Here is an 18,371-nt window from a genome sequence, read left to right on the forward strand (position 1 = left end):
ATTCAAACATGATTATTGAACATTCATTAATTTTATAAAAAGCTGATCAACAATTAAATTTGATTGAACATTCTGCTCAACCATTTGTTTTGCTTGATGCACATCATTATAAATATCAAATAATTGCTCTAATTGATATTGCTCAGCCAACAAACTAAAGTCTAAATCGCTATTTTTTACATTTTGTTCCATTTTATAGGCAACAAGATCAGCTAATAAGTACTCAAACATAACAATCAACTCGGAAAAGTTGAGTTGCTTATTCCATTTAGAGGCGTACTGCATTGGCATATTTTTTTGACTGACTAAATGATACCAATCATTTATAAACGCACTTCGCAGAGTTAACCATTCACTTGAGGCCAACTCAATAGCAGCTAAAGGCATACCATTCGAAAGGTTAAGCAACAGTGAGCTCAAAGTCTGCTGCTCTGCATTCAAATGTTCATTCAAATATGCATTGGCTTGATCATCAGTCAGCCGATCTAAGGCGTAATGTTGTAGGCGACTTCGTATAGTGGCTGGTAATTTTAAATAATGATCCGCCAAAAGAATAATCACAACACGCTCACCTGGTTCTTCAAGTGTTTTCAATAAAGCATTTGACGATGCGATATTGAGCGCTTCCGCCGGTTCGATCACAATAACCCGCCAACCATCGACGGTTTGTTGCACGAATGGCTGTAATTCACGAATTTTCTCAATTTTAATTTTAGCGTTTTGTTTCTTATTGTCCTCATCCGTCGTGACGTAAACATAATTTGGATGAGTATCTGATTTTAGCCACAAACAACTTGAACACTGACCACAAGGTTGATTTGGCTGCTTATCTAAACATAGCAGCCAAGTAACAAATTGCTGGGTAAAAGCTTCTTTACCACAGCCTTTTTTGCCATAAAAAAGTAATCCATGACCTACTTGAGGAAACCGCTGAGTCAGTGTGCTCCATACGTTAAGTTGCCAAGGATAAACATGCTGAGTCTGAGTCATTGACTAATCTGTACTATTGGAAATGAGAAATAGGCATTGCATTAAGACGGTCTAAATCTTGTTGCGTATCCACACCTGGTGGTAAGCTCACCTCTGCCACATCAATTGCGATTCGATGACCATTTTCTAAAACACGCAGTTGCTCAAGGCTTTCTAAAACCTCGAGATCTCCCTGATCCCATGTCACGTACTCTTGTAGCAACTTCACTCGATAGGCATATAAACCAAGATGTCGGTAGGCTTTTCGATGTAGTATCTGAGGTTGTTGCTTTGATCCATCACGATCATATGGAATGGTTGCACGACTGAAATAAAGCGCTTCATTGAACTTACTCATGACGACTTTGACAATACTATCGCGTTTAAACTCTTCTAATTCTTGGATCACTTCACACAAAGTGGACATTGAACATTCAGGCTTTTGCTCTAACAAAGAAGCAACCTGTTGGACTAAAGATGCAGGCAATAATGGTTCATCACCTTGCACATTTACAATAATATCTTCACTCGCCCAACCTTTGATTCGTGCAACTTCACTCAATCGGTCGGTTCCAGAAGGGTGTTCTGCACTGGTCAACACAACATCAATTTGTTCTGCCTTACAAAGATCAACAATTCTTTGATCGTCAGTAGCAACACATAAATCATCAAACCCAGTCACTTTTCGCGCCTGATCTACCACACGTAAAATCATTTCACGCCCGTGTATTTTAAGGAGTGGTTTTCCAGGTAACCGCGAACTTGCAAAGCGAGCAGGTATTACAATATGTTTCATGGATATTCCTTATGTGTTTACGATACCAAGTTTTGCAAGCTGTTGATCCAGCAAATCATAACAAGCTGATGATAAAGCTGCTTCAACAGGAACCACCCAAATTTCACGACTAAATTCTGGATGTTGTTTTAACAAAGGGAGGAGTTTCACAGCATCTTTTTCAGTGGTGATGATTGGATTTGAATCTTCAAATTGTAAATCATCAATCTGATAATCATAATGATCAGGAAATTCATGACACTGAAAATGCTTTAAGCCCATACTTTCAAGGGTTTTATAAAACCGTTGCGGGAACCCAATACCTACGACCGCATAATAATTCAAATCAGTGGCAAAATATTCAACTTGATCTTCGACTGGATTTAACAAGTACGGCGCTGCGACTTGTAATTGCATATACAGATCTGAACTTGGTTGTTCAGCATGCTCAATTACTGTACCACTGCATAACCGTGCTACTGGCTCACGCAAAAAGCCTTCTGGCAACAGTTTCTGATTGCCCAAACCACGATTGTTATCCAGCACAATCCATTCTAATTGACGATCAAGTGCCCAATGTTGCAAACCATCATCACTTATGATCAAATCAAGTTGATGCTGAGAGAGAAGTAACTCTATACTTTTCTGTCGTTGCCCACCTACGACCATCGGCACGCCAGTAGATTGCACAATTAAACAGGGCTCATCACCCACTTCATTTGGCTCAGAATCGAGATTCACGCTTGCAGGAAAAGGACCTTTACCACCATAGCCTCGACTAATTACTCCAACTCGAATATTTTTTTGTTGAAGATATTTAACCAATTGAATTAATAACGGTGTTTTACCACTGCCACCTACCGTTATATTGCCAATGACCATGACAGGCACTGGTGCAGTATAAATAGGTTTTATACCACGTTGATACAAGGCTTTGTTTAGGAAAAATCCTAATCGATAAAGCAATGACAGGGGTCGCAATACAATCAACCACTTGGATTGCTTATTCCAAGCGTTTTGAATGACCTGCGCAATAGACATAACTTATTCCTCAAAATTACGTTGATGCAGTTGGAAATATGCACCACGCAAATCGAGTAATTCCTGATGGGTTCCCTGCTCTAATATCCGACCTTTATCCATTACCACAATAAGATCTGCATTCTCAATCGTTGATAATCGATGTGCAATGACAATCGTTGTCCGATCCTGCATAGCTGCATCAAAAGCACGCTGAATAAAGTATTCAGACTCATTGTCTAATGCGCTTGTCGCTTCATCAAGAATTAAAATTGGAGCATTTTTTAAGATTGCGCGAGCAATTGCAATACGCTGTCTTTGTCCGCCAGATAAATTTAAACCTTGAGCACCTAATGGTGTGTCATAGCCTTGAGGCAGTGCCATAATAAAGTCATGGGCATAAGCAGCTTTCGCAGCAGCAATAATCTGCTCTTCCGAAGCATCTTGTAACTGACCATAAGCAATATTCTCACGAACAGTTCGGTTAAACAGCACGACTTGCTGATTGACCATAGCCACTTGTGAGCGTAACGCTGTTACTTCGATATCTTGAATATCATGGCCATCGAATTTGATTGACCCTGAACTTAATTCTTGAAAACGAACCAATAAGTTAACTAAAGAAGACTTACCAGCCCCCGAACGCCCCACCAACGCTACAGTCTGCCCAGCTTTAACATTTAAATTGAAATCATGAATGGCATGAAAACCATCGCTATATGTTAAATTTGCCTGATTAAATTCAATATTGCCTTTGAGTTGTGGTTTTAACTGCCCTTCATTTTTTTCTTCAGGCATATCCAATAATTCAAATACTGAATGTGCTGCAGCCATTCCTCGCTGTAATTTTTCATTGATATCGGTTAAAGCTTTAATCGGCTTACTCAACATACCGGCTGCAGTAATATACGCAACAAACTGACCCGCTGAAGTATCCTGTAATATCTCAGGTCTTAAAGCAATCCAAATCACAATACTTAAAGCGATCGCCATAATAAGTTGTACAACAGGACTATTTAATTGTTGTACTGCAACCATTTTTAAACCACGACGCAAGTTTTCGAGTGAGGTTTCTTTAAAACGAGTTTGCTCGTATGCCTGTCCACCAAACCCTTTAACAACCAGATTACCATTCACGGTTTCTTGCACTACATGGTTTACATCACCCATCGTATCTTGCACTTGAGTAGACAGCTTACGCATACGTTTAGCAGCTTTTCTAATCAACAAACCGATTAATGGCGCAAAAATCAAAATACATAAAGTCAAGCGCCAGTTGGAATAGAACAAATATCCTAACAGCGCAATGGTGATCAAACCTTGTTGTAATAAGGTTCTTAATGACTCCGTTGAGGCAGCAGTCAGCTGTTCAACGTTGTACATAATTTTGGCAGTAATATGACCACTAGTGTTATCTAAATAATATTGCGACGGCAATCGCATTAATTTAGCAAAAACTTCTTGGCGAATATTAAAAATTAGATTTCGAGAAATCACCGAAGTGTAGTATCCACCTAGAAATAGCCCCACTCCTCGTACAAACATCAAAACCACAACCAAAAATGGGAATAAGTTCGTGAAACTTCGATCCTGTTCTTGAATGGCATTGATAATATGCTCTAATAATTTCGCAACAGAAACTTCAGTCGCGGCATTCAGCACAAAACCAAATACAACAATCAATGCAATCGTCCAGTACTGTTTTAAGTAACTCAACAAACGCATATAAACTTTAAAATCTTGCTTCACTCACAACCTCTAATTGGTACGGTATCCTTAAACACCTAAACAGATTCAGCACGTATGCAATTTAATCATACATAATTCGAACATCGAATGCTAAAGTCTGCCCCACTCTAAAATCAATGACCTGATTGTATGGAATGATCAAAGTAAACCTTAGCTCAATTGGAGTATTGAGACCTAAATGACTTAAATCTCAAACTCATCTAAATAAATCACATTTACTGCTTTTAAATTAATTATTTTTCATCTAAACAGATATTTAGAATACCATCTAACTCATCAAGTGAATGATAATGAATCACAAGCTTACCTTTACCTTGCTTATTGTGATCAATTTTAACATCTGCACTGAAACGTTCAGAAAGACGCTGAGTCAGTTGCTCTAAATCAGCTGAAATTGATGGTTTTGGCTTATCCTGTTTTGGTGCATTAAAATCACGCACTAACTGTTCTGTTTGACGAACAGAAAGGTTTTTTTCAATGACAATTTTTGCAATTTCAATTTGGTCTTTTGCACGCAAAGTCAATATTGCACGCGCATGCCCCATATCTAATTTACCTTGTTGGATATGGTCTTTAATCGGATCCGCTAAGCTTAATAAGCGCAATAAATTACTTACTGTAGTACGTGCCTTGCCCACTGTTTCAGCAATTTCTTGGTGACTTAATCCAAACTCTTCATGAAAACGCTGCAATGCCATAGCTTGATCAATTGGATTTAAATCTTGGCGTTGAATGTTTTCAATTAATGCCAACGCAATTGCAACTTGATCTGACAAATCACGAACAATTGCAGGAACTTCATTTAGTCCAGCGATTTGAGCCGCTCGCCAACGGCGCTCCCCTGCAATAATTTCATATTGATGTACATCATCCTCAATTGGACGAATGACAATCGGCTGCATGATGCCATGCTTTTTAATAGAAGATGCTAATTCCTGAAGGTCTTCTTCATGAATAAAGCGTCGCGGCTGATAATTACCACGTTTAAGAAGTTTGACATCTACTTGTTTGAGCTGACCATGATCTAATGACTGTGCTTCTAATTGTAATTTTTCTTTTTGAATAGAGCCCAATAACGCATCTAAGCCACGACCCTTTGCTAAGCCTCTTTTCTTCACGGTCATGCTTTACTTCCTTTTTTCACTTTGGTTTTTTTTAACATTTCAGCAGCAAGATTCAAATAAGCCACTGCACCCTTAGAACTTTTTTCAAAATAAATAATCGGTAACCCATGTGCTGGCGCTTCCGCTAAACGCACATTTCGAGGAATAACCGTTTCGTATAATTTTTTACCAAAATACTGCTCCAACTCATCCGACACATCACGTGTCAGCGCATTTCGAGCATCGTACATGGTACGCAATACACCAATGATTTCTAAATCAGGATTTAACGCTTGTTGAATACGATCAATCGTTTGTGTTAAATCCGCCAAACCTTCCAAGGCATAATATTCACACTGCATTGGAATGATCACGCTTTTAACAGCAGCCAATGCATTTACCGTGATCAAACTTAAGCTTGGCGCACAATCCACAATGATGTAATCAAACTTATCTTCAATTTGTTGGATCGCATCACGCAGAATAAATTCACGACCGTCTTGCTCAGCAATGGCTAATTCAACACCTGCTAAATCACGATTGGAGCCAAGTACGCGATATCCAACTTCAGCTTTAGTGATGGCAGTTTCAATTGGCACTTCACCCAGTAAAACATCAGTTACTGAGTATAAGAGATCATTCTTTTGAATACCCGAACCCATTGTGGCATTGCCTTGAGAGTCCATATCAATCAACAATACTCGCTTTTTAAGCACTGCTAATGATGCAGCCAAATTTACAGCAGTCGTGGTTTTACCTACGCCACCTTTTTGGTTCGCAATAGCAATAATTTGAGCCATGGTAACCCCAATCCCTAGAATTTTTAAATTTGTTTAAGTAGCAATAAATGACGTTGTTCATCTAAACGAGGAACGTGAAGCTCAATAATTTCGCAACTCAACTCATCTTTATGGTTTTCAATTTCCTCAGCAGGAATTAAACCTTTCATAGAAGCAATAATACTGTTTTCATGCATAAAAGGACGAGAAGCAGTAATAAAATCTGTCAGTGAGGCGAAAGCACGACTGGTAATTACATCGAATTTACCCAGTTCATTAATACTCTCTTCATTCTCTACTCGAGTTTGAACTGCCACAACATTTTTTAGTTTTAGATCAGCAATAAACTGTTTGAGAAAACGAATTTTTTTTCCATTCGAATCCAGAAGCACACAGCTTCGCTCAGGTTGACATAGCGCGATGATCATCCCCGGCATACCACCACCGGTACCGATATCAAGCAATCGCCCTTGAGGCAAGTCTTTCAAGATGCTGAGGCTATCCAATAAATGCTTAACTAACATTTCTTTAGGATCACGAATCGCGGTCAAGTTGTACGCCTTATTCCACAATACAAGCGCATCTTGATATTTTAATAATAAACTCAACGCCTCATCACTGAGTGATAAACCTAGTTTTTGACTACCTTGTTGTAACTCATGAAAAAAAGGATGCATAAACAGTAAACATCTCAATAAAATTAATCAAAGTATACCGTTTTATGCATCGTGGAACACTATTTAACGCTTAGTGAATACTCAGTTAGTTAAATTGTCCTTCTCGAATGTGCTGATCCAACTGCATCAACCTTTCTGGAGTACCCACATCCACCCACATTTCTGCCATTTTTGCAGCAGAAATTCTGTGGTTGTGCATAGCATCTTTAAGCAAAGGTGCTAAAGGACGCTTGCCCCATTCTAGACCTTGAAATAAACGAGGATGAATCACCGCAATACCACTATAAGTCAGATTTTCGCCCTCTTTTTCTTGCTCAAAAGTATAAGCACGACCATCTAATAGTGTGAAATCACCTTGAGGATGTTGTAGCGGATTTGGCACAAGTACTAAGTGTGCTAGATCTTCTTGTAAATCAAGCTCAAGCAACTGAGCAAAATCAAACTGAGTCCACACATCCCCATTGACGAGAATAAATGGTTCTTCACCCAACAAGGGCAAAGCATTGATGATTCCACCAGCTGTTTCCAAACCCTCATCTTCACGCGTCCAGCGAATGTTCACACCAAACTGAGAACCATCGCCTAAAGCACCGATCAATTTGTCTGCCAGCCATGCCGAATTAATAATAATTTCACTAACACCAATCGACTTTAATTTTTCAATATGCCATACAATTAAAGGCTTTCCACCCACTTCCAACAGTGGCTTTGGTTTATAAAGCGTCAAGGGACGCATACGGTTACCCAGACCCGCTGCTAAAATCATGGCTTTCATGCAGCTACTACCTCATAGTGACCATACTTGGCTTCAAATGCATGAAGCACTTTATCTTCAACCCATTGAATAAATGGAGTGAGTTCAGCGTAAGGCTTCGACTCTTCGAGTAAATACCACATGACACGAGGCAGGTCTTTTAAATAGCCCGACTTTCCATCACGTTCAAACAATCGCACAAAAATACCTAAAATCTTTAAATGGCGTTGAATCGCCATGAAGTCGGCATCTTTAATAAAGCGCTCTAAATCACGATCAATTTTTGAATCATCTGGTAATAATTCATAGAAGGTTTTAAACCATTGTTTTACACGTGCTGGAGGCCATTGCACGTATGCATCACGTGTAATTGAAATCAAGTCGTAGGTATCCGCACCGATTACCGCATCTTGAAAATCAATTACGCCTTGTTCTTGTTCATCATTCAACAACATGAGATTACGACTGTGAAAGTCTCGATGAACAATCACTTGGGGTTGAGCTAAAGCCGCATTTGCCAATATCGCAAAAGTGCGCTTAATCAAACCTTGTTCATCAGCATTTAATCGAATATTTAATGATGGAAGCAACCAATCTGTGAATAACTCCATTTCACTGATTAATTTTTCGTAACTATATTCTGGAAACTGATCCACACCACGAATAGACTGTAATTGAATGAGTTGTTTAAAACTCTGTAAATAATGCTGATCTACCGTGTCATTGTTTAAATGGTTCGCTAAAAGCTCATCCCCAAAATCTTCAAGAAGCAACAACCCTTGCTCTAAATCCTTTGCAACAATATGTGGAACACGAACTCCATGACGATCAAAGAATTCGTCAATCGTCACAAAAGGTACACAATCTTCTTTTTCTGGAGGTGCATCCATTAACATAAATGATTTATTATTCAAGGTGATTCGCGCATAGCGACGGAAACTGGCATCGCCTGCTAAATATTTTATTTCGAACTGCTCTGATTGAAGTACAGATTGCACCCACGTATGTATCAATTGTTCACGTTGTGTATTCATTTGCTATAAATTCTAGTACAGGCTGAATATTTAAAGTGCTAAGTGTAGCCACTAATCCGTTTTTTCTCTATGATGCGACAATAATTAATTGCAATTTGCATACTTGGTTAATGATATAAATGAAGCATCAGTTTACTTTCAGCCCTTTGGCGACTGCTATTTTAACCTTATTGTGTGGTAGCACAGTCTCAAGTTATGCCGACTCTAAAGACAGTACAACTGAGGTGGACAATCAAGCACTTCAAACTGCAATTAAAGAAAGCTACCCTGGTCAGCGCTTCTTTGATCAATATTATGTCAATAAAAATTCAGCCGAAGCGCAACAACGTAGCACGTTCTCCCCAAGCTCGAAATTTTGTGCTCAAACTTGGTTGACACCAATCAGCCCTGATACTAAAGCAGTTGATCCTGAGCAAGCAACATCGATCATCACCGCTGATCGTGCATATTACAATCCAAATGGCGATTCAGAATTAGAAGGCAATGTCATCATCGATCAACAAGGTCGTATGGTTCGTGCGGATAAAATTAAAATTGACAATACTCAAACTCATGCCAAAGCTTCTGGCAATGTACAGTTGGCACAAGCGGGTTTATTGGCTCAAAGTGATCAAATTGACTACAATTTAAAAACCCAAACGGGACGCCTCAATAACAGCTTTTATATTTCAGAAGCGACACATGGGCATGGTCGTGCAGAAAATATTGAGCGCACCTCACCCAATATTTTACTCCTTCAGAATGCAACTTATAGCACGTGTCCACCTGAGCAAAGCCCAACATGGAAGATTCAAGCCAATTCGATTGAGTTAAATCAAGACACTGGGCGTGGCGTGACCAAAGGCACTAAACTATATATTAAAAACACACCAGTGCTGGCTGTGCCATATTTCAATTTCCCTATTGATGATCGTCGTACCACTGGCTTATTAAACCCAGGTTTTGGTTATACAAACGATGGTGGTTTAGAACTTGAAGCGCCAATTTATCTCAATTTAGCACCCAATTATGATGCGACTATCACTCCACGTTTCATTGGCGGTCGTGGATTGATGGCTGAGGGTGAGTTCAGATATCTGACTGAACAATATGGTGGCGGTCGTATTTGGGGTGGTTATTTAGCACAAGATCGTAAATATGATGATGAAGATCGTAAAGATTTACACCTCGTGCACAATTGGAAAATCAATGACCAATGGACGACCAACCTAGAATATAACTATGTTTCTGATAAAGACTTCTTTGCAGATCTAGATAGCAATCCGAATACAAGAACAGAGTTAAACCAACGCCGCGCTTGGGATCTTAATTACGCGAATGGAATTCCAGGGTTACGCGCGCAACTCAAAGTTGAAGACTTCCAGACGCTAGACCCTGATGTTGATGATGTTGATCGCCCCTATGCACGACTACCGCAATTGCTCGTCAATTATATCACTGGTAATCCGCAAGGACTGGAATATGAATTTAATAACGATACAGCATATTTCCAAAAAGATATTAATGACTTAAATGCTTCAGACAACTCAAATATGGACACCATTTATCAACCAAGTGGTACACGTCTTTATAATGAGTTTTCTGCTCGATATAACTTCCGCAATCAGTGGTCATTCTTTATACCACAAGCATCAGTTCGCTCTATAAATACTTTCTTTGATCAAAATACGATTGATCGTATCACTGAAGAACAAAGAAAAAACACCAAAGATAATGCAGTTATAGTTCCAGAGTTTACTTTAGATGCTGGTCTTATCTTTGAAAAAGATGGAAAATTCTTACAAACCATCACACCACGTGCATTCTATGCTTATGCACCACACAGAAATCAAAACAGTTCACCGAACTTTGACTCAACCGCAGCGTCCCTGAATTACGATCAACTCTTTAATCCACGTCGCTTTTATGGCCACGACCGCCTAGAAGATAATAACTTCTTATCACTCGGAGTAAGTTACAGCCTCTTTGATACAATCGGATTAGAACGTTTACGTGCCAGCATCGGACAAAGTTACTATTTTGAAGACCGTAAGGTGACTTTGAATAATAGTCAAAATGACCCATTTAATACTGAGCGTCAAACTGGTCCTGTGATCAGCATTGCCAGCCAGCTTTCTCAGAACTTTACTGTGAATGCAAACTCAATGTGGATGTCTAACGGAGATAATGCTCAACGTGATCTACAAGTGTATTACACAGGTGATCAAGGTAACCTATACAACTTTGGTTATTTTAATCGTAAGCGACTTGAAGATCGTCAAGACCACTATGACCAAGTTACAGCATCCTTTATACAACCTGTGAAAGGTAATTGGAATTTGATGGGTCATATGCAATATGATCTAGACAACAGTGTTGCACGCGAGTACCTTTTAGGTATTAATTATGAGTCGTGCTGCTGGGGTGTTTCGGTCTATGGTCGCTCTTATTACAATGACTTAGATGATGTTAATGCACCAGACACCAAACAAAAACGTGCTGTAATGGCAGAGTTTACACTTAAAGGACTTGGTGGCTTAAACAGTAAGTTAAGCTCTTTACTGGAAAATCGAATCTTGGGTTTCGATAAAGTTAAACAAAATTGGACGAATTAATGAAGATGCAAAATTTAAAACAACTCTTTAAAGCTTCAGCGTTAGCACTTGTTATTTCTGCATCAGTGTCAAGTTATGCAAACCCATCAGATCAAATCGTTGCTATTGTTGGCAAAAGCGCCATTTTAAAAAGTGACATTGCACAAGGTGTCGCTGAGCTACAACATCAGCTTAAAGCTCAAAAACAGGATGTACCACCACTTCAGGTACTTGAAAATCAAGCTCTGAATAAACTTATCATCCAAAATGCGCAACTTGAACAAGTAAAACGTTATGGCATTCAAGTTGATGAAAAAACTTTAAATGATGCTGTGCTTAATGTTGCTCGCCAGTCGAACAGTAATAGCCTAGAAGACTTCCAGCAAAAGCTTGACCGTATGGCTCCAGGCACTTATGAAAACCTACGTGCTAAAGTCGCTGATGATCTTGCTATTCAGCGCTTACGTCAACAACAAGTGATGTCACGCATCAAAATCAGCGACCAAGATGTTGAAAACTTCCTCAAATCACCGGAAGGTCAAGCTGCTGTGGGTACTCAAGCTCACGTGATTCACTTCAGAATTTCTGGTGAAGCCTCTCAACAAGAACTCACTCAAGTCGCGCAACAAGTTCAAGATGCACTTCAAGCTTCGAATGATGTAGATGCGATACAGAAACAATTTTCTACATCTACAATTAAAGTTGAAGGTGCAGATATGGGCTCGCGCTCAATCGCAGATATTCCAGAAGAACTTGCATCGAGTATCGCTTTAGTTTCACCAGGCAATACTACTGATTTAATTCAGGCTCGAGATGGCATCCACTTGTTGAAACTCTTAGAGCGCAAGTCAAATGAGAAAAAGACAATTGTGCCACAATACCAAACTCGCCATATTCTGATTAAGACTTCTGAAGTGGTGAGCCCTGAAAATGCCAAACACACTATTGACAGTATCTATAGCCGTGTAAAGGCAGGTGATGATTTTGCAGTTCTTGCTGCAACTTATTCTAATGATCCAGGTTCTGCACGTGATGGTGGTAGCTTAGGTTGGGTTTCACCAGGTATGATGGTGCCAGAGTTTGATCAAAAAATGCAGACTGCGAAAATTGGCGAAGTCAGTGAACCTTTTGAAACACAGTTTGGTTGGCATATTTTGCAAGTTACTGATGCACGTCAGCAAGACATGACTCAGGAACAGCAAAAACGCATAGCGCGCCAAATTCTTGGTGACCGTCAATTTGATGCAGAGTTAGATGGCTGGTTAAGAGAGCTTCGCGCAAGTACATACGTTGAAATTAAACAACCCAACCAAAACTAATTTTTTCTTAATTGAGAGCCTCCACTATGGGGGCTTTAATTTTAACTTTTAGGCTGTTCATATAAAAAAAGGCACCATCATCAGGTGCCTTTTTGATTACTCAAAAATTAACGATTGTTATCGTCTTCTTGAGCATCATCAAATTTTGTTTCGCCATCAAAGTTTGGTGTAGAAGTCGCACCAAAGCCACCTTGACCACCGAAGCCACCTTGACCACCGAAGCCACCTTGACCGCCAAAACCTTGACCGCCACCGAAGCCACCTTGACCGCCAAAGCCACCTTGACCGCCAAAGCCACCTTGACCACCGAAGCCGCCTTGACCACCGAAGCCACCTTGACCACCGAAGCCACCTTGTTGACCACCGAAGCCGCCTTGAGCACCAGCAGGAGCGCCTGCAGGAGCACCAGCAGGACGTGGATTACGTGCAGGTACAACTGTTGAAATAGCGTGTTTGTAAACCATTTGGCTTACCGTGTTTTTTAATAATACAACGTATTGGTCAAATGATTCGATATGACCTTGTAATTTAATACCGTTGACTAAAAAGATTGAAACTGGAATACGTTCCTTACGGAGAGAGTTTAAGAACGGATCTTGTAAAGTTTGACCTTTAGACATGTTATACTCCAAAAAATAAAATCAGCGCAAAAAAACTATCTTTATTTTTCAATTAAAATTTATAAAAAAGATAGTGAGTAAATTTTGCTTTATCCATATAAGTTTCGCAAGTCTTCTTGAGCTTGCTTTATCGTCAAAAAAGTTTGAAAACTGTGCGCTTCTTGCAAAGAACGTAACCAAGTGTATTGACGTTTAGCAAGTTGTCGTGTTGCAAACAAACACTTGTCTTCCATATCTTGCTTAGATTTGAGACTTCTATCACTATTTTTAAGAAAATCTAAAGCTTGGCGATATCCAACAGATCTCGCCGATGGCAAATTATCGTTTAAATCGTATTTTTCAATCAGATACTCCACCTCATTTAAAAAACCGATATCCCACATTATTTTTAGGCGCAGTTCAATTCTTTTGTGTAATTCTACACGATCAGGTAATAGCGCATAATTATGAAAATTGTAACGATATGGCTGTTTTTTAGGCTGTTCAGCTTGAAGCTCAGTGATAGGTCGACCTGTCAGACGATAGACCTCTAGCGCGCGTATAATGCGCTGACGATCACTCACTTTAAACTTCTCACCTGCCATAGGATCGACACGTTTTAACTCTTCGTAGACGCTCTCCCAACCCAATGCCATGGCTTCATTTTCAATTTGTTGACGTACCTTTTCATCAGCATTAGGGAGATTCGTTGCCAAGCCTTCCAACAGTGCTTTGTAGTACAACATCGTCCCACCCACCAAAATTGGGGTCTTACCGCGTGAATGTATTTCATCAATCAGCAGCGATGCATCTTCAACGAATTGAGCTGCCGAATAAACCTCGAGCGGTGTAATAATATCAATCAAGTGATGTGGATATCGTTCCTGCTCTTCTTTTGATGGCTTTGCCGAACCGATATCCATGTCCTTATAGATTAACGCAGAATCCACTGAAACAATTTCAAAATTACCGCGCTCATATAGCTCGCATGCCAAAGCAGTTTTCCCACTCGCAGTCGGCCCCATTAAGTTGATGACTGGCATTTGATTTGACATGTACAATTACTCTCCTCGAGCAAATAATTTATCTAATTGACTAAGTGGAAAAGCTCTCCAAGTCGGTCGTCCATGATTACATTGACTTGCAAACTCAGTTTGTTCCATCTGCCTCAACAGTGCATTCATTTCAGAAATACTTAACATTCGATGCGCACGCACTGCGCCATGACATGCCATCCCTGCCAAGATATGGTCTCTTTTTTGTTGTAAAGCACTGGCCTCATCATTGGGATCAAGATCATTCAAAAGTTCTGGGATTAATGCATTAAAATCAGCTTTGTGCAAAATAGCAGGCACACCTCGCACTATCACTTGCTCATCGCCATATTGATCAATTTCTAAACCAAGCCGCGCCAACTGAGGCTTAAGGTCTTCGATACGCGTGGCTTGCATGCGTGTAATTGAAATCACTTTTGGAATAAGCAACTGCTGTGATGTCCAAAATTCAGGTTTATCCCAAGCAGATTTCATTTGCTGCAACAAGATTCGCTCATGCGCAGCATGCATATCCACAATGATCAAACCTTCAGAATTTTGCGCCAGAATATAAATTCCATGAAGTTGTGCAATTGCAATCCCCAAGGGGAACTCATCAACTCTAGACGATGTTGATTCCATCTCAGCATCATGAGGAACTTCAAAATTAGATGACGTTTCTTTCAAAGGTGCCAAATAAGATTTGAGTGCATTACTGATATTAGAATTTGAATAAGGCTGGCTCGACGCACTATATTGAACTGACTGAGGCTGTTTAACACTAAAATCTGTTAAATAGCCCTCATGACTCGATTCCTGCAACGTCTGGGACATAGGGGGCGATGCTGGAGCATTTTGATGCAGATTAAATTGCTCTTGATAACGTGGTAACTGTACTGATGGTGCGATGACATCTTGATCAAGCTTTAAAGCCTGGGCTAAATCCGCAGTCGCAGTTTGAAATTGCGACAAAGTTTCTTTGGCAAAATGACGTACAAATTCGTGTACTTCACGTTGATTCAAAAATCGAATTTCATGTTTAGTCGGATGCACATTCACATCAATAAATTCAGGATCAACTTCTAAGAACAACAAATAAGCTGCATGTTGATGCCCATGCAAGATGCCATCATAGGCCATTCGCAAAGCATGAGAGATTGTTTTATCTTTTACGATACGACCATTCACGTACACATACTGCAAATCACTTTGTGCTCGAGCATCAGAAGGATGACCTAACCATCCTGATAAGCGCATATTGACACTATCAGCATCGATCCAATACGCATTTTCCGTAAATTGTCGACCTAAAAGCTGCTGTACACGTTGAAATCTGAGTTGACCACTGTCTGCGACAGGCAAATTTAAACGAATAGCACCATTATGTTCCAGCACAATCCGAATATCGAAATGCGTTAAGGCTAAGCGCCGTACGATTTCTTCAATGTGACCAAATTCCGTATTTGGCTTTTTTAAAAACTTTCGTCTTGCTGGCACATTAAAAAATAAATCTTGTACACGTATGTGTGTGCCTTGCTGAGTAGCAACAGCTTGAATCTCTTGATGATCAAAGGCCGTGCCGTTTACTTCGACCTGATAACCAATTCCTGAATCATCACGACTACTGGTCAAGGTCAAGCGCGAAACAGCAGCAATGGAAGCCAAGGCTTCTCCGCGAAAACCTAAGCTCACAATTGCATGTAAATCTTCAGCAGTTTGAATTTTACTGGTCGCATGACGCATGACCGCAAGCGGAAGATCCTCAGGATGAATTCCTTTGCCATTATCGATAATCTCAATCAGCGTACTACCGCCTTGTTCGACTCGAATGATTAATTCAGTCGCACCTGCATCAATGGAGTTTTCTAGAAGTTCCTTCACCACTGATGCAGGACGTTCAATTACCTCTCCCGCAGCAATTTGGTTTGCTAATGCAGGAGATAAGGTTTGAATTCGATTCAAGCTAAGATCATGCGCCATAGAATTATTTAAAACTGTGTCTTTAATTTTGCGAGTAAAGCTTCATCATTTGAAGAAATCGTGACATGACGTACTGATTCATCATCAGATTTCTCAATATTCAAGATAACATCTGCTTCTGGAATTTCGTCGCCACCTTTAGAGGGCCATTCAAACAAGAATAGTGCATCAGCAATATCCAGATAATCACGAATACCCATCAACTCAAGTTCATAAGGATCATTCAAACGATACAAATCAAAATGAAAGACATCCTGCTGATTGATTTTATAGGGTTCAACCAGTGTATAAGTCGGGCTTTTAACCGCACCACGATGACCTAAATTTTGTAGCCAATAACGCGTCAGGGTGGTTTTACCCGCACCCAAATCTCCAATGAGGTATATGACACCCTTTTCAATACACTGCCCTAAACATGCAGCTAATTTTTGAGTATCTGCTTCATCATTTAAGTTGAGTTGAAAAGAATATTGCATCTGGATCACATTAGACATCTGTTGAAGAGGTATAATAGCATGCTCCTGAACAGTGCCTATCTAGACTTGTTCAAAAACTCATTCATCTGATCATTTTTTTATTCTGTTGTCTTGTTATGCCAAAATCAAATTCAGAAAGTGCCCCAAGTTTTACGCCACCGATGATCAATGGTGTAACAGCCAGCAAAGTATTTCTTCCAAATCTACAAATCTCCCCAATCACGATTTATGATTTTCTCATTCAAGCCTTTTCTCATATAGACGCACTGGAGTGGCAACAACGTTTTCAAGATGGTCTTATTTATAATGCAGATGGCAACAAACTTTCCATCAACTCGGCGTATCAACCTAATTCTCATATTTTTTATTATCGTTTTTTAGCAAACGAAATTCATGTTCCGTTTAAGGAAAAAATTTTATACGAAAACGATGAACTGCTCGTGGTGGATAAACCTCATTTTTTAACCATGAGTCCGACAGGTCAATATGTTCAAGAAACCTTATTGGTGAGATTAAAGCAGTTCACTGATAATCCTCATCTCACACCGATTCATCGTTTAGACCGCGAAACAGCAGGTGTTGTTTTATTTTCAAAAAAAGTCGAAAGTCGCGGAGTCTATCAACAACTTTTTGCAGATCGAAAGGTATCCAAAACATATCAAGCCATCGCACCTTACTCAAAAGAATTAGTCTTTCCACGAACAGTTGAATTGCGCATGGAAAAGGGAAATCCATTTTATATAATGAAAGTATGTGAAGGCGTCACCAATTCTGTCACTGAAATTGACCTGATAGAACACAATTCACAGTGGGGACGATATATTTTGAAACCACTGACCGGTAAGCAACATCAAATCCGCGTTCACCTCAATGCGCTCAACATTCCAATCAAAAATGATCCTTTTTATCCGATAATCGCGCATAAAGCTGAGGATGATTTCAGTGCTCCGTTGCAATTACTTGCTGATGAGCTTCAATTTATTGATCCGATATTAAATATTGAAATGCACTTTAAAAGCACGCAAACACTGACATTGTAGATTCATTGTAATGACAAATTTATATAATTTTCACGTTCAGACATTGAAATTACATTTACTTAGATTAAAATAAGCACTTAAATTTAGAGTCGTTTGGTTTTAATTCATGAGAAAAACAGAAGTTTATCAAGTCCGACTTGACTCACAAGAAAAAAAACAAGCCTTTGCAGTTTTTAAGCAATTGGGGATTACACCAGCGCAAGCAGTGCGTTTATTTTTCAAACAAGTTGTACTGACAAAGTCCATTCCTTTTGCAATCGAAAATCAAACGATCAACATGGATCAATTGTTGAAACTTAAAAAGCTTAAGCAAGAACATCAAGATTCCAACACTACAACTTCGAGTTTAGATGACGACGATTTTTTTGCAGAATTGAATGCACTTTTGGGTGAAAGCGATAAAGATTAATTTTTGACATAAGTTAACTTTGTCGTATTTTTAAACAATTTAATTTACAGCACTCTGCGCAAATATGTTTAGCTCTTCATC

At 39.5% G+C, this 18,371-nt stretch carries 17 protein-coding genes; 4 read left to right on the forward strand and 13 right to left on the reverse strand.

Going from position 1 to position 18,371, the window contains the following annotated elements; all coding sequences use genetic code 11:
- Positions 1-12 precede the first annotated feature (12 nt).
- From AC1M9N_RS01980 to AC1M9N_RS02020, 9 genes are all read right to left on the reverse strand, one after another.
- Entirely contained in the window at positions 13-990 is a 978-nt protein-coding gene (locus AC1M9N_RS01980; RefSeq protein WP_481591156.1) for a DNA polymerase III subunit delta', read from the reverse strand.
- A 13-nt stretch (positions 991-1,003) separates the two neighbouring features.
- The gene (gene kdsB / locus AC1M9N_RS01985) at positions 1,004-1,765 is read right to left on the reverse strand and encodes a 3-deoxy-manno-octulosonate cytidylyltransferase (RefSeq protein ID WP_481591157.1); all 762 of its coding nucleotides are present in this window, start codon (positions 1,763-1,765) and stop codon (positions 1,004-1,006) included.
- A gap of 9 nt (positions 1,766-1,774) precedes the next feature.
- The gene (lpxK, locus tag AC1M9N_RS01990) at positions 1,775-2,785 is read right to left on the reverse strand and encodes a tetraacyldisaccharide 4'-kinase (RefSeq protein ID WP_481588355.1); all 1,011 of its coding nucleotides are present in this window, start codon (positions 2,783-2,785) and stop codon (positions 1,775-1,777) included.
- Positions 2,786-2,788: 3 nt separating this feature from the next.
- Positions 2,789-4,513 (reverse strand): lipid A export permease/ATP-binding protein MsbA, encoded by a 1,725-nt coding sequence (gene msbA, locus AC1M9N_RS01995; RefSeq protein ID WP_035264595.1) that lies wholly within the window; start codon positions 4,511-4,513, stop codon positions 2,789-2,791.
- A gap of 233 nt (positions 4,514-4,746) precedes the next feature.
- The gene (locus AC1M9N_RS02000; RefSeq protein ID WP_481954188.1) at positions 4,747-5,637 is read right to left on the reverse strand and encodes a ParB/RepB/Spo0J family partition protein; all 891 of its coding nucleotides are present in this window, start codon (positions 5,635-5,637) and stop codon (positions 4,747-4,749) included.
- Positions 5,634-6,416, reverse strand: a complete 783-nt coding sequence (locus tag AC1M9N_RS02005) for a ParA family protein (RefSeq protein WP_035264598.1) — start codon at positions 6,414-6,416, stop codon at positions 5,634-5,636. Before AC1M9N_RS02005 ends, AC1M9N_RS02000 begins: the two co-directional genes overlap by 4 nt.
- Positions 6,417-6,439: 23 nt before the next feature.
- A complete protein-coding gene (gene rsmG, locus AC1M9N_RS02010) occupies positions 6,440-7,072 on the reverse strand; it encodes a 16S rRNA (guanine(527)-N(7))-methyltransferase RsmG (protein ID WP_092766213.1) in 633 nt (210 codons plus the stop codon).
- 85 nt (positions 7,073-7,157) lie between these two features.
- On the reverse strand, positions 7,158-7,847 hold the full coding sequence (gene murU / locus AC1M9N_RS02015) for an N-acetylmuramate alpha-1-phosphate uridylyltransferase MurU (protein ID WP_481608407.1): 690 nt from the start codon (positions 7,845-7,847) through the stop codon (positions 7,158-7,160).
- Positions 7,844-8,860: an aminoglycoside phosphotransferase family protein gene (locus tag AC1M9N_RS02020; RefSeq protein ID WP_481589852.1), complete on the reverse strand. Its 1,017-nt coding sequence runs from the start codon at positions 8,858-8,860 to the stop codon at positions 7,844-7,846. The genes murU and AC1M9N_RS02020 overlap by 4 nt, the downstream gene beginning before the upstream one ends.
- Positions 8,861-8,979: 119 nt before the next feature.
- On the opposite strand from AC1M9N_RS02020, the gene AC1M9N_RS02025 reads away from it, so the two are divergent.
- The gene (locus AC1M9N_RS02025; protein WP_481608406.1) at positions 8,980-11,454 is read left to right on the forward strand and encodes an LPS-assembly protein LptD; all 2,475 of its coding nucleotides are present in this window, start codon (positions 8,980-8,982) and stop codon (positions 11,452-11,454) included.
- Complete coding sequence (locus AC1M9N_RS02030) at positions 11,454-12,752, forward strand: peptidylprolyl isomerase (RefSeq protein ID WP_179998229.1); 1,299 nt, start codon at positions 11,454-11,456, stop codon at positions 12,750-12,752. The genes AC1M9N_RS02025 and AC1M9N_RS02030 overlap by 1 nt, the downstream gene beginning before the upstream one ends.
- 107 nt (positions 12,753-12,859) lie before the next feature.
- Here the strand turns inward: AC1M9N_RS02030 and hfq are convergent, their stop codons facing one another.
- The 4 genes from hfq to tsaE form a co-directional block, all read right to left on the reverse strand.
- A complete protein-coding gene (hfq, locus tag AC1M9N_RS02035; RefSeq protein WP_035264611.1) occupies positions 12,860-13,372 on the reverse strand; it encodes an RNA chaperone Hfq in 513 nt (170 codons plus the stop codon).
- A gap of 89 nt (positions 13,373-13,461) precedes the next feature.
- Positions 13,462-14,406, reverse strand: a complete 945-nt coding sequence (gene miaA / locus AC1M9N_RS02040) for a tRNA (adenosine(37)-N6)-dimethylallyltransferase MiaA (protein ID WP_481589849.1) — start codon at positions 14,404-14,406, stop codon at positions 13,462-13,464.
- Positions 14,407-14,412: 6 nt separating this feature from the next.
- Positions 14,413-16,365: a DNA mismatch repair endonuclease MutL gene (gene mutL, locus AC1M9N_RS02045; protein WP_481954189.1), complete on the reverse strand. Its 1,953-nt coding sequence runs from the start codon at positions 16,363-16,365 to the stop codon at positions 14,413-14,415.
- Between the two features lie 8 nt (positions 16,366-16,373).
- Positions 16,374-16,841, reverse strand: coding sequence for a tRNA (adenosine(37)-N6)-threonylcarbamoyltransferase complex ATPase subunit type 1 TsaE (gene tsaE, locus AC1M9N_RS02050; RefSeq protein ID WP_481612518.1), 468 nt, complete (start codon positions 16,839-16,841; stop codon positions 16,374-16,376).
- Between the two features lie 116 nt (positions 16,842-16,957).
- Between tsaE and AC1M9N_RS02055 the strand changes: the two genes are divergently transcribed.
- Together AC1M9N_RS02055 and AC1M9N_RS02060 are read left to right on the forward strand one after the other, a co-directional pair.
- Positions 16,958-17,881 carry an RluA family pseudouridine synthase gene (locus tag AC1M9N_RS02055; RefSeq protein ID WP_481954190.1) on the forward strand — a complete coding sequence of 308 codons (924 nt, stop codon included), beginning with the start codon at positions 16,958-16,960 and terminating at the stop codon, positions 17,879-17,881.
- A 106-nt stretch (positions 17,882-17,987) separates the two neighbouring features.
- Entirely contained in the window at positions 17,988-18,290 is a 303-nt protein-coding gene (locus AC1M9N_RS02060) for a type II toxin-antitoxin system RelB/DinJ family antitoxin (RefSeq protein ID WP_481606985.1), read from the forward strand.
- The last annotated feature ends 81 nt before the right edge of the window (positions 18,291-18,371 follow it).

This window comes from Acinetobacter sp. ANC_7655 (assembly GCF_056784015.1).

Bases quoted from the DNA above. Each gene is read 5' to 3' on its own strand.
- AC1M9N_RS01980 (WP_481591156.1), bottom strand. From the start codon at position 990: ATGACTCAGACTCAGCATGTTTATCCTTGGCAACTTAACGTATGGAGC.
- kdsB (WP_481591157.1), bottom strand. From the start codon at position 1,765: ATGAAACATATTGTAATACCTGCTCGCTTTGCAAGTTCGCGGTTACCT.
- lpxK (WP_481588355.1), bottom strand. From the start codon at position 2,785: ATGTCTATTGCGCAGGTCATTCAAAACGCTTGGAATAAGCAATCCAAG.
- AC1M9N_RS02000 (WP_481954188.1), bottom strand. From the start codon at position 5,637: ATGACCGTGAAGAAAAGAGGCTTAGCAAAGGGTCGTGGCTTAGATGCG.
- AC1M9N_RS02005 (WP_035264598.1), bottom strand. From the start codon at position 6,416: ATGGCTCAAATTATTGCTATTGCGAACCAAAAAGGTGGCGTAGGTAAA.
- rsmG (WP_092766213.1), bottom strand. From the start codon at position 7,072: ATGCATCCTTTTTTTCATGAGTTACAACAAGGTAGTCAAAAACTAGGT.
- murU (WP_481608407.1), bottom strand. From the start codon at position 7,847: ATGAAAGCCATGATTTTAGCAGCGGGTCTGGGTAACCGTATGCGTCCC.
- AC1M9N_RS02020 (WP_481589852.1), bottom strand. From the start codon at position 8,860: ATGAATACACAACGTGAACAATTGATACATACGTGGGTGCAATCTGTA.
- AC1M9N_RS02025 (WP_481608406.1), top strand. From the start codon at position 8,980: ATGAAGCATCAGTTTACTTTCAGCCCTTTGGCGACTGCTATTTTAACC.
- AC1M9N_RS02030 (WP_179998229.1), top strand. From the start codon at position 11,454: ATGAAGATGCAAAATTTAAAACAACTCTTTAAAGCTTCAGCGTTAGCA.
- hfq (WP_035264611.1), bottom strand. From the start codon at position 13,372: ATGTCTAAAGGTCAAACTTTACAAGATCCGTTCTTAAACTCTCTCCGT.
- miaA (WP_481589849.1), bottom strand. From the start codon at position 14,406: ATGTCAAATCAAATGCCAGTCATCAACTTAATGGGGCCGACTGCGAGT.
- mutL (WP_481954189.1), bottom strand. From the start codon at position 16,365: ATGGCGCATGATCTTAGCTTGAATCGAATTCAAACCTTATCTCCTGCA.
- tsaE (WP_481612518.1), bottom strand. From the start codon at position 16,841: ATGCAATATTCTTTTCAACTCAACTTAAATGATGAAGCAGATACTCAA.
- AC1M9N_RS02055 (WP_481954190.1), top strand. From the start codon at position 16,958: ATGCCAAAATCAAATTCAGAAAGTGCCCCAAGTTTTACGCCACCGATG.
- AC1M9N_RS02060 (WP_481606985.1), top strand. From the start codon at position 17,988: ATGAGAAAAACAGAAGTTTATCAAGTCCGACTTGACTCACAAGAAAAA.